The 13,115-nt window shown below is 60.9% G+C and carries 10 protein-coding genes; 3 read left to right on the forward strand and 7 right to left on the reverse strand.

Annotation, left to right across the window (positions count from 1 at the left end):
- Positions 1-16: 16 nt before the first annotated feature.
- The 4 genes from BLV20_RS15600 to BLV20_RS15620 all read right to left on the reverse strand — a co-directional run bounded on the left by BLV20_RS15600 (position 17) and on the right by BLV20_RS15620 (position 4,701).
- Complete coding sequence (locus BLV20_RS15600) at positions 17-253, reverse strand: DUF1653 domain-containing protein (protein WP_007921312.1); 237 nt, start codon at positions 251-253, stop codon at positions 17-19.
- Positions 254-341: 88 nt separating this feature from the next.
- Positions 342-1,517, reverse strand: a complete 1,176-nt coding sequence (gene fadA, locus BLV20_RS15605) for an acetyl-CoA C-acyltransferase FadA (RefSeq protein ID WP_092302901.1) — start codon at positions 1,515-1,517, stop codon at positions 342-344.
- Positions 1,518-1,546: 29 nt separating this feature from the next.
- Positions 1,547-3,694 carry a fatty acid oxidation complex subunit alpha FadB gene (fadB, locus tag BLV20_RS15610; RefSeq protein WP_092302903.1) on the reverse strand — a complete coding sequence of 716 codons (2,148 nt, stop codon included), beginning with the start codon at positions 3,692-3,694 and terminating at the stop codon, positions 1,547-1,549.
- A gap of 569 nt (positions 3,695-4,263) precedes the next feature.
- On the reverse strand, positions 4,264-4,701 hold the full coding sequence (locus BLV20_RS15620; protein WP_092302906.1) for a hypothetical protein: 438 nt from the start codon (positions 4,699-4,701) through the stop codon (positions 4,264-4,266).
- A 104-nt stretch (positions 4,702-4,805) separates the two neighbouring features.
- Between BLV20_RS15620 and BLV20_RS15625 the strand changes: the two genes are divergently transcribed.
- On the forward strand, positions 4,806-5,243 hold the full coding sequence (locus BLV20_RS15625; RefSeq protein WP_092302908.1) for a universal stress protein: 438 nt from the start codon (positions 4,806-4,808) through the stop codon (positions 5,241-5,243).
- Positions 5,244-5,328: 85 nt separating this feature from the next.
- On the opposite strand, the gene BLV20_RS15630 is transcribed toward BLV20_RS15625, so the two are convergent.
- Positions 5,329-7,248, reverse strand: coding sequence for an ATP-binding cassette domain-containing protein (locus tag BLV20_RS15630; protein WP_092302910.1), 1,920 nt, complete (start codon positions 7,246-7,248; stop codon positions 5,329-5,331).
- A 213-nt stretch (positions 7,249-7,461) separates the two neighbouring features.
- Here BLV20_RS15630 and BLV20_RS15635 point away from each other — a divergent pair, with 213 nt between their 5' ends.
- The gene (locus BLV20_RS15635; protein WP_092302912.1) at positions 7,462-9,387 is read left to right on the forward strand and encodes a transglycosylase SLT domain-containing protein; all 1,926 of its coding nucleotides are present in this window, start codon (positions 7,462-7,464) and stop codon (positions 9,385-9,387) included.
- A gap of 72 nt (positions 9,388-9,459) precedes the next feature.
- Here BLV20_RS15635 and BLV20_RS15640 read toward each other — a convergent pair whose 3' ends face one another.
- Entirely contained in the window at positions 9,460-11,241 is a 1,782-nt protein-coding gene (locus BLV20_RS15640) for an ABC transporter transmembrane domain-containing protein (protein ID WP_175540207.1), read from the reverse strand.
- A 379-nt stretch (positions 11,242-11,620) separates the two neighbouring features.
- Between BLV20_RS15640 and BLV20_RS15645 the strand changes: the two genes are divergently transcribed.
- Positions 11,621-11,800 (forward strand): PA1571 family protein, encoded by a 180-nt coding sequence (locus BLV20_RS15645; RefSeq protein ID WP_092302914.1) that lies wholly within the window; start codon positions 11,621-11,623, stop codon positions 11,798-11,800.
- A gap of 91 nt (positions 11,801-11,891) precedes the next feature.
- On the opposite strand, the gene pdxB is transcribed toward BLV20_RS15645, so the two are convergent.
- Positions 11,892-13,037, reverse strand: coding sequence for a 4-phosphoerythronate dehydrogenase PdxB (gene pdxB, locus BLV20_RS15650; RefSeq protein ID WP_092302916.1), 1,146 nt, complete (start codon positions 13,035-13,037; stop codon positions 11,892-11,894).
- Positions 13,038-13,115: the final 78 nt, after the last annotated feature.

A 13,115-nucleotide genomic window follows, 5' to 3' on the forward strand; every position in this document is an offset into this window, starting at 1 on the left:
TCCGCGCGACCCCGGCTCAAGGCTGCGAAAAAAGGCTGGGTTCGGCCTGCACCAAAGCAAAGCGTGGCACCTGCTCGCCGTCAACCTCGACCGACTCCAGGAACATGCTCAAGGGGCGCACCCAAAAGCCGTAATCGCCATACAGGGCTTGATAGAACACCACTTCTTCTTCCGTCTCGGAATGCCGCGCCACACTGAAAACGCGGTACTGCGGTCCCTTGTAATGCTGATAGAGCCCGGGTTGTAACTGCATGTTCTGGCCCTCGTACAAATTAAAAATAATAAATCTTCAGAAAAACAAAAACCGGGGCACTGGGCCCCGGCTTCCATCAACGCAACGCTTAAACGCGTTCGAAGACAGTGGCAATGCCCTGACCAAGGCCAATGCACATGGTGGACACGCCAAAGGTGCCGCCATTTTGCTTCATGACATTGAGCAAGGTGCCGGAGATACGTGCACCGGAACAGCCGAATGGGTGACCCAGGGCGATCGCGCCGCCGTGCAGGTTAACCTTCTCGTTCATCTTGTCGAGCACTTTCAAGTCTTTCAGCACCGGCAGAGCCTGCGCCGCAAAAGCTTCGTTGAGCTCGAAGAAGTCGATATCGGCAATTCCCAGGCCCGCGCGCTTCAATGCTTTCTGCGTGGCCGGTACTGGACCATAGCCCATGATCGCCGGATCCACACCCGCCACCGCCATCGAACGGATGACCGCCATCGGCTGGATACCCAGGTCCTGGGCCCGCTGCGCCGACATCACGATCATGCACGAAGCACCATCGGTGATCTGCGACGAAGTACCGGCAGTCACGGTACCGCCCTTCGGATTGAATGCCGGCTTGAGGGCCGCCAGGCTTTCCAGGGTGGTCTCGGGACGAATGGTTTCGTCGTAGTCGAACAGTTTCAGGAAACCGTTCTCGTCGTAGCCCTGCATCGGGATGATTTCGTCCTTGAACTTGCCTTCCACAGTCGCCTTGTGGGCGAGCTGGTGGGAGCGCAGGCCGAAGGCATCCTGTTGCTCGCGGGTAATGCCGTGCATCTTGCCGAGCATCTCGGCGGTCAGGCCCATCATGCCGGAGGCTTTCGCCGCGTACAGGGACATGTGCGGGTTCGGATCGACACCGTGCATCATGCTCACGTGGCCCATATGCTCGACGCCGCCTACCACGAATACGTCACCGTTGCCGGTCATGATTGCCTGAGCGGCGGTGTGCAGCGCGCTCATCGACGAGCCACACAGGCGGCTGACGGTCTGGCCAGCCGAGGTGTGCGGGATCTGGGTCATCAGCGACGCCATGCGCGCGATGTTCCAGCCCTGCTCCAGGGTCTGGTTCACGCAGCCCCAGATCACGTCTTCGACTTCTGCCGGATCGACCTTGGTGTTGCGTTCCAGCAATTTGCTGATCAGGTGCGCCGACATGTCTTCGGCGCGGGTGTTGCGGTGCATGCCGCCCTTGGAGCGGCCCATCGGAGTACGACCGAAGTCGACAATCACGACGTCTCTAGGATTCAAGCTCATATATTCACTCTCGCTCTAGTAGGGGGCGCTTAACCGAAGAAGCTCTGGCCATTCTTGGCCATCTCACGCAGCTTCGCGGTCGGGTGGTACAGCGCGCCCAGATCGGCATACTGGTCGGCCAGGGCAACGAACTCGGCAACACCGATCGAATCGATGTAGCGCAGCGCACCGCCACGGAATGGAGGGAAACCAATACCGTACACCAGGCCCATGTCGGCTTCGGCAGCGGTCTCGACGATACCGTCTTCCAGGCAACGAACGGTTTCCAGGCACAGCGGGATCATCATCCAGTTGATGATGTCCTCGTCGGTGACTTCACGCTGCTCGTAGACGATAGGCTTGAGCACTTCCAGCACCGACGGGTCGGCCACTTTCTTCTGCTTGCCTTTCTTGTCGGCCTCGTAGGCATAGAAACCCTTGCCGTTCTTCTGACCCAGGCGCTTGGCTTCGTAGAGCACATCGATGGCCGAGCGGCGATCGTCTTTCATGCGATCCGGGAAACCTTCGGCCATCACGTCACGACCGTGGTGGCCAGTGTCGATGCCGACCACGTCCATCAGGTAGGCCGGGCCCATTGGCCAGCCGAACTTTTCCATGATCTTGTCGATGCGCACGAAGTCCACACCGGCGCTGACCAGCTTGGCGAAACCGCCGAAGTATGGGAACAGGACGCGGTTGACCAAAAAGCCCGGGCAGTCGTTGACCACGATCGGGTTCTTGCCCATTTTCTTGGCGTAGGCAACGGTGGTGGCAATGGCCAGCTCGCTGGACTTCTCGCCACGGATGACTTCAACCAGCGGCATCATGTGCACCGGGTTGAAGAAGTGCATGCCGACGAAGTTTTCCGGACGCTTGAGGGCCTTGGCCAGCAGGCTGATGGAAATGGTCGAGGTGTTCGAAGCGAGGATGGTGTCCTCTTTGACCTGGTCTTCGACTTCGGCCAGAACCGCTTGCTTGACCTTTGGGTTCTCGACGACCGCTTCGACCACCAGGTCGACGTGGCCGAAGTCACCGTAGGACAGCGTAGGACGAATGCCGTTGAGCACTTCGGCCATCTTCGCCGCGGTCATGCGACCTTTATCGACACGGCCGACCAGCAGCTTGGCGGCTTCTGCCAGGCCTTGCTCGATACCGTGCTCGTTGATGTCTTTCATCAGGATCGGCGTGCCCTTGGACGCCGACTGGTAGGCGATACCGCCACCCATGATGCCGGCACCGAGAACGGCGGCCTGCTTCACGTCGCGGGCGATTTCGTCGTAGGCCTTGGCCTTTTTCTTCAGCTCCTGGTCATTCAGGAACAGCCCGATCAGGCTCTGCGCGGCAGAAGTCTTGGCCAGCTTGACGAAGCCTGCGGCCTCGACTTCCAGTGCCTTGTCGCGACCGAAGTTGGCGGCTTTCTGGATGGTCTTGATGGCTTCGACCGGCGCCGGGTAGTTCGGGCCAGCCTGGCCAGCGACAAAACCCTTGGCGGTTTCGAAGGACATCATCTGTTCGATGGCGTTGAGCTTGAGCTTTTCCAGCTTTGGCTGACGCTTGGCCTTGTAGTCGAACTCGCCGGAGATGGCGCGCTTGACGGTGGCCAGGGCCGCTTCATGAAGCTTTTCCGGCGCGACGACAGCGTCGACCGCACCGACTTTCAGTGCGTCTTCAGCACGGTTTTCCTTGCCAGCGGCAATCCATTCGATGGCGTTGTCGGCACCGATGATGCGTGGCAGGCGAACGGTACCGCCGAAGCCCGGGTAGATGCCCAGCTTGACTTCCGGCAGGCCGATCTTGGCGCTGGAGGACATGACGCGATAGTCAGCCGCCAGACACATTTCCAGACCGCCACCCAGCGCGATGCCATTGATCGCGGCAACGGTCGGAACATTGAGGTCTTCGAAATCGCTGAAAATCTTGTTGGCTTCGAGGTTGCCTGCGACAAGCTCTGCATCCGGCAGCTTGAAGTTATCGACAAATTCGGTGATGTCGGCGCCGACGATAAAGACGTCCTTGCCACTGCTGACGATCACACCCTTGACCGACGCATCTGCCTTGATGGCGTCCACGGCCGAACGCAATTCGTTCAGGGTGAGACGGTTGAACTTGTTGACGGACTCACCCTTGAGATCGAAATTCAATTCGACGATGCCACTTTCAAGAGCCTTAACCGTGATGGCTTTACCTTCGTAAATCATCAACTGATCTCCACGATATGGAAGCTGAACAGTACACGTCGGACGCTAACTTCTGACTCGGCAGCGACGTTTCCATCGATGCTACGCCAATCCGCCAGGCACACCCGCCAACGCGATAGTCGGGATTCTGTAAGAGCCGTCTGGTAATACAAACGCTCAATTCATACGCCCGTTTGATTTGGGTACGCCACATTCAGGCAAAATCCGACAATTGTCAATCGCCCAAAAGGTTGTTTAAAACGCGACTTCGCGGTCACTTCAAACAGGCAGACACCATCAACCAGCCTGCACATCTGGGGATATTCATAGAGTCTATATTTAGAAAAATCGCCCTAATGCGTGGCGCCCGCGACCAATTCGCAGCTACGCTGGCACAATCCTGGAGCAAAATATGGACGCCCTGGGCGGATACCAGGCGTAGGATCGGCGACAACCCTATTCCCTGACCGCACAGAATCAGCGAAGTAAAAAGACTTACCGGCCTGCCTGGCCAACCCCCAGCCCGACTCTGTCGGGCTTTTTAGTGGCTGTATTTCAATAACCTGCGCCATTGCAGCGCAGGTCGCACCTCATGCCAGTGCCTTGAGCACTGCGGCAATGTCTTGCAAAACACTGACCTCGCCACGCTCGCCCCAATACAAGACGATCATCTGCCGGTCGGCCTCGACCTTGAAAACATTGCTTGGCAGGGTGCGCAAATGCTCAAGCAAGGCCGTATCCGTACACGCTTCCCGCCACTGGTTGACCCACTCGCCCGGCGCGCTTTGCCAGTAGGCCCAGCAGGCCGGCTTTGTACCGCGTCGCGGCCGATGGTATTGCGCACAAGGGCTCGGAGGCTGTGGAACCAACCAGTGCGGCCATTCCTGAGGCGCCAATTGCATGCCCAGGCCCATGCGGCGCGCCTCCATGCGCATGGCGATCTGCCCGCTCTGGCGGCGCGACGGGCGCAGCCACGCCAGCGGACTCAACACCACCGCGAGGATTGACACCACTATCCAGACCGTCATATCTGTACTCCCGATTCTTGATGAGCCGATTGATCCGGGTCGGAACCAATCCGCTTGAAACCAGCCATACTTGAAGCTATTGCAATCCTCAGGAGGAGCACCTTATGCCCTACCACCATATTCTGGTCGCCGTAGATCTAACCGAAGAGTGCGATCCTGTTATCCACCGGGCTCGCGAGCTATCGGTCAGCAACAGCGCCAAATTGTCCCTGGTTCATATTGTCGAACCGATGGCCATGGCATTCGGCGGCGACGTACCGATGGACCTGTCCCAATTGCAACAGCAGCAGTTCGACCAGGCCAAGGAGCGCCTCGATCGCCTCATCGCCAAATATCCTGAGCTGTCCAAGGAGTACAGCCACCTGACCTATGGTCAGCCGCGCCAGGAAATCCACCATCTGGCCAAGGAACAGGAATGCGACCTGATCGTGGTCGGCAGCCACGGCCGGCACGGCCTGGCGCTGTTGCTGGGCTCGACCGCCAACGACGTGCTGCACGGCGCACCTTGCGACGTACTGGCCGTACATCTGGTCAAGCGCTGAACCGCTACCGGCAGCCCTTTCGTTTGAACCGGCCCTGCAAAAAGCCCGACATCAATGTCGGGCTTTTTTATTGGCGCCAAGTCACTCAGGCATCCAGCTCGGCCCAGCGCTCGACCATCACATCCAGTTCAGCATTGAGCTGTTCCAGCTGAGCGATGACTGCCGCGGTCTCGGTCGCAGGACGCTGATAGAAGCCGGCATCGGCCATCTGCGCTTCCACGGCGGCGATTTGCTGCTCCATGGCTTCGATCTGACCAGGCAATGCTTCCAGCTCGCGCTGCAATTTGTAGCTGAGCTTCTTCTTGGCCGCAGGCGCTTCCTGCGCCGCAGCAGGCGCCGCCGCGACAGGCGCAACCACCGCCGAATTCAGCTCGGCCTTGCCGGACTTGTTCTCGGTCACGCCCAGCAGGCGGGGCGAGCCGCCCTGGCGCAGCCAGTCCTGATAGCCGCCGACATATTCACGAACCTTGCCTTCGCCTTCGAAGACCAACGTGCTGGTCACCACGTTGTCGAGGAATGCCCGGTCGTGGCTGACCATCAGCACGGTGCCCTGGAAGGTCAGCAGCACTTCTTCCAGCAGCTCGAGGGTCTCCACGTCCAGGTCGTTGGTCGGTTCGTCGAGCACCAAAAGGTTGGCCGGCTTGCTGAACAGCTTGGCCAGCAACAGGCGGGCACGCTCGCCACCGGACAGCGCCTTGACCGGCGTGCGGGCACGCTGCGGGCTGAACAGGAAATCGCCCAGGTAGCTCAGCACGTGACGGCTCTGGCCGTCGATATCGATGAAGTCGCGACCTTCGGCGACGTTGTCGATCACGGTCTTTTCCAGGTCCAGCTGGTGACGCAACTGGTCAAAGTAAGCCACGTCGATACGCGTGCCCTCCTCGACCTTGCCGCTGCTCGGTACCAGGCCGCCCAGCATCAGCTTGAGCAGCGTGGTCTTGCCGGTGCCGTTGGCGCCCAGCAGGCCGATACGGTCGCCACGTTGCAGGACCATGGAGAAATCCTTGACCAGGAACGGGCCGCCCGGATGGGCGAAACTTACGTTTTCAAGGACCATTACCTGCTTGCCGGACTTGTCGGCGGTTTCCAGCTGGATATTGGCCTTGCCGGTACGCTCGCGCCGCTCGCTGCGTTCCACACGCAGCGCCTTGAGCGCGCGTACACGGCCTTCGTTACGGGTGCGACGAGCCTTGATGCCCTGGCGGATCCACACTTCTTCCTGGGCCAGGCGCTTGTCGAACAGCGCGTTGGCGGTTTCTTCGGCGGCCAGCACCGCTTCTTTATGAACCAGGAAGCTGGCGTAGTCGCCGTTCCAGTCGATCAGGCCGCCGCGATCCAATTCGAGAATGCGGGTGGCCAGGTTTTGCAGGAAGGAACGGTCGTGCGTGATGAACAGCACGGCGCCCTGGAAGTCCTTGAGGGCCTCTTCCAGCCAGGCGATGGCACCGATATCCAGGTGGTTGGTCGGTTCGTCGAGCAGCAGCAGGTCCGGCTCGGAAACCAGGGCCTGGGCCAGCAGGACGCGACGACGCCAGCCACCGGACAGCTCGGCGAGGGTCTTGTCGGCCGGCAGTTGCAGGCGGCTCAGGGTGCTGTCCACCAGCGTTTGCAAGCGCCAGCCATCACGGGCCTCGAGGTCATGCTGGACGTGCATGAGCTTTTCCAGGTCGGCATCGGTGACAATGTTCTGGCTCAGGTGGTGATATTGCGCCAACAGCTCGCCAACACCGTCGAGGCCCTGGGCAACCACGTCGAACACAGTCCGCTCGTCGGCCACCGGCAATTCCTGCGGCAATTCGCCGATTTTCAGACCGGGCGCACGCCATACGGAACCGTCGTCAGGCTTCTGATCGCCCTTGACCAGCTTCAGCATGCTGGACTTGCCAGTGCCGTTACGGCCGATGATGCACACCCGCTCACCACGGGCGATCTGCCAGGACACCTTGTCCAACAACGGCATAGCGCCGAACGCAAGGGACACATCGCTGAATTTGAGCAGGGTCATGAGCTTCTCCAAAAACCGGGCGCGCATTCTACCTGAGTTGAGGCCTTAGAAGGCCGGCATTTTCGCTCTTGAAGCACCCTGAACAACATTTGCAGCGAACTGGCGACCAGAGGCCGGCAAAGCTTTCATCCGTTGCTGGCAAAAGGCTAAGCTAAGGAATAATCAGTGTTGGCATTGTCGGCACTTGTCATGATTTCTCTGCCCGGATGTCTCATGCGCAGTCGCCTTTTCAGCCTTTTGTCCTGCCTGCTTCTTTCTGCCTCTGTGCAAACCGTTCAGGCCGCGGACCTCTCCCTCCAGCGTCAATATTACGATGAAGCCAAACGCGCCCTGGCCAAGGGCGATTCCGGGCCATATTTCCGCTACAGCCAGGTCCTGGCCGACTACCCGCTCGAACCCTATCTGGCCTATGACGAGCTGACGGCCCGGTTAAAGACTGCCAGCAACGCTGAAATCGAAAAATTTCTCCGCGAACACGGCGACCTGCCCCAGGCCAACTGGATGAAACTGCGCTGGTTGCGCTGGCTGGCCGAACGCGGCGATTGGGCCACTTTCGTCAAGTATTACGACCCCAAGCTCAACTTCACCGAGCTGGACTGCCTGAACGCGCAATACCAATTGGGCCACAACCTCAAGGCCGAAGGTTATGCCGCCACCGACAAGCTCTGGCTGAGCGGCAAATCCCTGCCCGCCACCTGCGATGCGCTGTTCGCCCAGTGGGCTGCCGAAGGCCAGTTGACCGAACAGAAGCGCTGGCAGCGCGCCAAACTGGCCGCCGAAGCCCGCAACTATCCATTGGCCAATAGCCTGGTCAAAAGCATGACCACCCTCGCCCCCCAGGGCCGGCTGTTGGTCGATGTCGCGCAGAAACCCGAGCTGCTCAGCCAGCCATCGCGCTTCACCCCGGCCAGCGAAGCCATGTCCGATGTGGTCGGCCTGGGCTTGCGTCGCCTGGCCCGCCAGGATCCGGACAGGGCCCTGGCGCTGCTCGACGGTTATGCCAGCAGCATGCACTTCTCCCGTGACGAAAAAGTGGCGATTGCCCGGGAAATCGGCCTGACCCTGGCGCGGCGCTTCGACAGCCGCGGCCTGGAGGTCATGACCAAATACGACCCCGAGTTGCGCGACAACACGGTTTCCGAGTGGCGCCTGCGCCTGTTGCTGCGCCTGGCGCGCTGGGAAGATGCCTACCAGTTGACGCGCAAGCTGCCCCAGGACCTGGCGACCACCAACCGCTGGCGCTACTGGCAGGCGCGCAGCCTGGAACTGGCCGAACCGAAGAATCCTCAAGTTCAGTCCCTCTATAAAGGCCTGGCCAACGAGCGCGACTTCTATGGCTTCCTCGCGGCCGACCGCACCCAACTGCCATATCAGTTGAACAACAAGCCCCTGGTGCTCAGCCAGCAAGTGATCAACAAGGTGCGCAATACGCCTGGTGTGCGGCGCGCCCTGGAGTTCCATGCCCGCGGCCAGATCGTCGACGGGCGTCGTGAGTGGTACCATGTCAGCCGTCATTTCAACCGCGACGAAATGGTCGCCCAGGCCAAGCTGGCCTACGACTTGAAATGGTACTTCCCGGCCATCCGCACCATCAGCCAGGCGAAATACTGGGACGACCTGGATATCCGCTTCCCCATGGCCCACCGCGACACCCTGGTGCGCGAAGCCAAGGTCCGCGGCCTGCATTCGAGCTGGGTGTTTGCGATTACCCGCCAGGAAAGCGCATTCATGGCCGATGCCCGCTCCGGCGTCGGCGCCGCCGGCCTGATGCAATTGATGCCCGGTACCGCGAAGGAAACCGCGCGCAAGTTCAGCATCCCGCTGGCCTCGCCGCAGCAAGTGCTGGACCCGGACAAGAACATCCAGCTCGGCGCTGCCTACCTGAGCCAGGTGCACAGCCAGTTCAACGGTAACCGCGTGCTCGCTTCCGCCGCCTACAACGCCGGTCCCGGCCGCGTTCGCCAATGGCTCCGCGGCGCCGACCACCTGAGCTTCGATGTCTGGGTGGAGAGCATTCCGTTCGACGAAACCCGCCAGTACGTGCAGAACGTGCTGTCTTATTCGGTGATCTACGGCCAGAAGCTCAACTCGCCCCAGCCACTGGTGGATTGGCATGAGCGGTATTTCGAAGATCAGTAGGCAATAACGCCCCATAAAAAATGCCCGCAGCGATGCGGGCATTTTTGTTTGCAGCGCCAGGTCGCGCCCCCCCTACATGGAGGCGGCGGGCTGCCCATCGCTGAACTGCAGGGCCGCCAGGCGCGCGTACAAAGGATTGCTGGCGATCAGCTCCTGATGGGTGCCCACCGCCACCAGCCGGCCCTGATCCATCACGGCGATCCGGTCGGCATTCTTCACCGTGGCCAGGCGATGGGCGATCACCAGGGTGGTGCGATTTTTCATCAGCCCGGGCAAGGCTTGCTGGATCAAATGCTCGCTTTGCGCATCCAGGGCGCTGGTGGCTTCATCCAGCAACAGGATCGGCGCATCCACCAGCAATGCCCGGGCAATCGCCAGGCGCTGACGCTGGCCACCGGACAGCCCCAGCCCGGCATCACCGAGGTGGGTCTGATAACCCTCGGGCATGTTCTCGATGAATTCGTGAGCGTAGGCGATCCTTGCCGCCTCGCGGACCTGCTCCGCAGTGGCCGAGGGTTTGCCATAGCGAATGTTCTCCTCGATGCTGCCGAAGAACAGCGCCGGGCTCTGCGACACCAGGGCAAAACAGCGACGCACATCCCGCGGATCGAGCTGGGTCAAGGGCACGCCATCGAGCAGGATGCGCCCCTGCTGCGGGTCATAGAAGCGCAGCAGCAGATCGTAGAGGGTCGACTTGCCCGCTCCCGACGGTCCGACCAGCGCCAGGGTTTCCCCTTCTCGAACCGTCAGGCTCAGACCATCGATGGCATAGCTTTCCGGGCGCGAGGGATAAGAGAAGCGCAGGTTCTCCAATACCAACTCGCCTCGCACTCGCTCGGGCAAAGTGGCCAGCCCGGCGCTTGGCGGCTGGATGAGGCTTTCCGAACGCAGCAACTCGGCAATCCGCTCCGCCGCGCCGGCGGCCCGCTGCAACTCGCCAATCACCTCGCTGAGGGTGCCAAAGGCACTGCCGACGATCAGGCTGTAGAAGACAAAAGCTGCCAGCTCACCGCTGGAAATACGTCCGGCGATGACGTCCATGCCTCCGACCCAGAGCATCACGCCGACCGCCCCCAGCACCAGCACGATAACCAGGGTTATCAGCCAGGCACGCTGGACAATGCGCCGGCGCGCGGTGTTGAACGCCTCTTCCACCGTCAGGGCAAAGCGCTGTTCGTCCTGCAGTTGATGGTTATAGGCCTGCACGGTCTTGATCTGGCCCAGGGTTTCCGCCACGTAGCTGCCGACATCGGCGATACGGTCCTGGCTCAGGCGCGACAGGCTGCGCACCCGACGGCCGAAAATCAGGATCGGCGCCAACACCAAAGGCAAGGTGATCACCACGATGCTGGTGAGCTTGGGGTTGGTGATAAACAGCAGCACGATGCCGCCGACCACCATCAGCGCATTACGCAAAAACAGCGAGAGGGACGAACCGATCACCGATTGCAGCAACGTGGTGTCGGCAGTCAGACGCGACTGGATCTCCGAGCTGCGATTGCTTTCATAGAAGCCCGGGTGCAGGTAGATCAGATGGTTGAACACCTGGCGCCGGATATCCGCCACGCAGCGCTCGCCAATCCACGACACCAGGTAAAAACGCACGAACGTCCCCACCGCCAGCCCCAGCACCAGCAGCAGAAACAAACCGATGGACTGGTTGAGCAAGTCCGGCGACCCGGTCATGAAACCCCGGTCCACCAGCAGGCGGATACCCTGCCCCATGGACAAGGTGATGCCCGCAGTCACCACCAGCGCCAGCAACGCCCCCAGGGCCTGCCAGCGATAAGGCGCGATAAAACGGCTGGCCAGGCGAATCGCCCGGCGTTGACGCGAAGAAAGCATGAAGTTCATCCGGCAGCACACCTGGGATTGGCCCCGCCCCATCACCGCTGCCTGATCCAGCGGCGCGATAAGACAAAGCCCTGTTTATCGAAGCCAATTGTCGTGAAATCCGCGAGTCTCGAAATGGCTTTTCCTGGAGCCTGCTTTTCCAGAAGCCTGCTTTCCAGGAACTAAGGTAAATCACAATGAGTCAGGTTAATTATGACCACCAACACTAGAGCCTAGATGTTATTGGTCTAAGGTCCGAGTGGAAGTCCACAAGCATTTCTGTTGGACTGAAGGCTCTTGGCGGGAAAAGTACCGCGGTGGGACCTGGCAGGGAGAGTTGTCACAGCCCGGTCACCTGGCGGTTTTAAAGTAAGCGCATAACCTGATGAGGAGACAGGCCATGTCCTTGCAAAACAGCAGCGATGACAAGATTGAAGTGATTCGTACCCACCCCGACCAGTCTCTGGGATGCGCCATCATCGACGCTCAGGGTCGCGAAGTACCGATCACTGAAGACATGATCCAGAACGCCTGCCGCGAACTGGAAAAGCGACTGGTCAAGCCTGCGCAGCAAGATTGACACATAGCCTCACGTCCTCTTGACCCGGCCACGAAGCCGGGTTTTTTATGCCTGCCAAAAGCCCTCGGCTCAAATGACCAGGCTCGCCCCATCAATCAATCGACACCGCACCCAAGGCCGCGACGATCTGCTGCAAACCTGGCGCCTCACCCTGGATGCGCACGGTCAGCCCATCGATTTCACGGCGCGGCGGATAGCCCTTGCGCAATGCATCGAAGGCTGTGCGCTGTTCGGCCACGCTGCCCACCAGGCTGCGGCGGAAATCCGCGTCGTCGCGCCGCGGGTCGTAGACCGCCCGGCAAATCATCGCCAGCGACCAGGCAGGGTCGCTATCGGCATCGAGGCTCACCTGCGACAACCATGGCTGGGGCAGCAGGTCGCGCAGATCAATCGCCTGTGGCTGCCCGAGGTAATCGCAGAGCGCCTGATAGATCTGCGCCGTCCCGCGTTGTCGGCCATCGAGGCTGTAACCGGCGATATGCGGCGTGGCCAGCACGCACAGATCGGCCAGGGCCACATCGACCTGGGGCTCGCCTTCCCAGACATCCAGCACCGCCTGCAGGTCTTCCCGCTCGAGCAACACCTCGCGCAAGGCGCTGTTGTCCACCACCGCGCCACGGCTGGCATTGATCAGCCAAGCGCCGGGACGCAGCTGCTGCAAGCGCGGCTTGTCCAGCAAGTGCCAGGTCGGCGACTCGCCAGCCTGGGTCAAGGGCGTGTGCAGGCTGATGACATCGCACTGGGCGAGGATCTGCTCCAGGCTGACATAGTCGCCACCTTCCGCCGCCTGCCGTGGTGGATCGCAGACCAGGACCTTCCAGCCCAGGCCGCGCAGCACCTCGATCAGCCGCCCTCCGACCTCGCCCGCGCCCACCACGCCGTAGGTGCGTTGCCTGAGGTCGGCGCCTTCGATCTCCGCCAGGGTCAGCAGGCTGCCCAGCACATAGTCGACCACCCCGCGCGCGTTGCAGCCCGGCGCGCTGGACCAGCGAATGCCCGCCTCGTGGAAATACTCGAGGTCCAGGTGATCGGTGCCTATGGTGCAGGTGCCGACAAAGCGCACCTGGCTACCCTCGAGCAAGGCGCGGCTGACCTGGGTCACCGAACGCACCAGCAGCACATCGGCGCCTTCGATGGCGGTGCGGTCGATGGCTCGCCCCGGGAAACGGCGGATCTCGCCGAAACCGGAAAAAAAGGCATCGAGCAGGGGAATATTTTCGTCGGCAACAATCAGCATGGCAGGCTCCTTTCACGGAGCCGCAGTTTAGGCGGAGAAGGCTGTGTTGAGCCAGCGGGCAATCCGCCTCGCCGGCCG

It is taken from the genome of Pseudomonas sp. NFIX28 (assembly GCF_900107395.1).
In the GTDB taxonomy this organism is placed as follows: Bacteria; Pseudomonadota; Gammaproteobacteria; order Pseudomonadales; family Pseudomonadaceae; genus Aquipseudomonas.

Excerpts from the sequence above, each read along its gene's own strand:
- BLV20_RS15600 (WP_007921312.1), bottom strand. The coding sequence starts at position 253 with ATGCAGTTACAACCCGGGCTCTATCAGCATTACAAGGGACCGCAGTAC.
- fadA (WP_092302901.1), bottom strand. The coding sequence starts at position 1,517 with ATGAGCTTGAATCCTAGAGACGTCGTGATTGTCGACTTCGGTCGTACT.
- fadB (WP_092302903.1), bottom strand. The coding sequence starts at position 3,694 with ATGATTTACGAAGGTAAAGCCATCACGGTTAAGGCTCTTGAAAGTGGC.
- BLV20_RS15620 (WP_092302906.1), bottom strand. The coding sequence starts at position 4,701 with ATGACGGTCTGGATAGTGGTGTCAATCCTCGCGGTGGTGTTGAGTCCG.
- BLV20_RS15625 (WP_092302908.1), top strand. The coding sequence starts at position 4,806 with ATGCCCTACCACCATATTCTGGTCGCCGTAGATCTAACCGAAGAGTGC.
- BLV20_RS15630 (WP_092302910.1), bottom strand. The coding sequence starts at position 7,248 with ATGACCCTGCTCAAATTCAGCGATGTGTCCCTTGCGTTCGGCGCTATG.
- BLV20_RS15635 (WP_092302912.1), top strand. The coding sequence starts at position 7,462 with ATGCGCAGTCGCCTTTTCAGCCTTTTGTCCTGCCTGCTTCTTTCTGCC.
- BLV20_RS15640 (WP_175540207.1), bottom strand. The coding sequence starts at position 11,241 with ATGAACTTCATGCTTTCTTCGCGTCAACGCCGGGCGATTCGCCTGGCC.
- BLV20_RS15645 (WP_092302914.1), top strand. The coding sequence starts at position 11,621 with ATGTCCTTGCAAAACAGCAGCGATGACAAGATTGAAGTGATTCGTACC.
- pdxB (WP_092302916.1), bottom strand. The coding sequence starts at position 13,037 with ATGCTGATTGTTGCCGACGAAAATATTCCCCTGCTCGATGCCTTTTTT.